1 pseudogene is annotated in these 702 nt (G+C 56.8%); it reads left to right on the top strand.

Annotation, left to right across the window (positions count from 1 at the left end):
• A pseudogene (locus AC1RPT_RS07605) lies at positions 1 to 655 on the top strand (hypothetical protein); the annotation flags it as partial.
• Between the last annotated feature and the right edge of the window lie 47 nt (positions 656 to 702).

Here is a 702-nt window from a genome sequence, read left to right as displayed (position 1 = left end):
CATCTACAATGCCGTGGACAACATCTGGGGCAAGCAGTTGAAGGATAAGGTCTTGTCGAAGGGTGGGCGCGTTGTGATTCGCCCTGACTCCGGCGATCCGGTATCCGTGGTGCTGTACTGTGTAAAGTCGTTGGCCGAAAGCTTCGGTACCACGACCAACAGCAAGGGTTTCAAGGTGCTCCATCCGAGCGTGCGTGTGATTCAGGGTGACGGTGTAAATCGTGACTCTATCATCGCGATCCTGCGAGCCCTCGAACTCCACGGTTTCAGTGCCGAGAACGTAGCATTCGGCATGGGTGGCGCACTGCTTCAAGCCACCAACCGCGACGTACTGGGTCACGCCCAAAAGGCAAGCGCGATTACCAATGGCCGCGAGGCTTGGACCGGGATCATGAAGGACCCGGTTACCGCTCAATCCAAGAAATCGTTGAAGGGTCACCTTGCGGTTGTGCAGTCGGACGAAGGCATCCTCGAAGTCATTCAATCCTCGGAGTTGGGTGGTCGCGAAAACATGCTCCGCACCGTCTACAAAGACGGCGTGTTGTACAACGAGCAGTCGTTCAGTGAAGTGCGCGAACGCGCCGAGGCAAGTTCCTCGCTGTTCAAGCGGTTTGCTGTTCCGCACGCACACTCCACGGACCTGATCGTGATGTAATGTTGTGCTGGGCTGGTCCTACGGGGCCGGCCCTTTTTGTTGACAAG

It is taken from the genome of Dellaglioa sp. CoH-56-MRSF-11 (assembly GCF_056782135.1).
The sequence above is the reverse complement of the archived record's forward strand: the minus strand, read 5'-3'. Positions and strand labels throughout refer to the sequence as shown.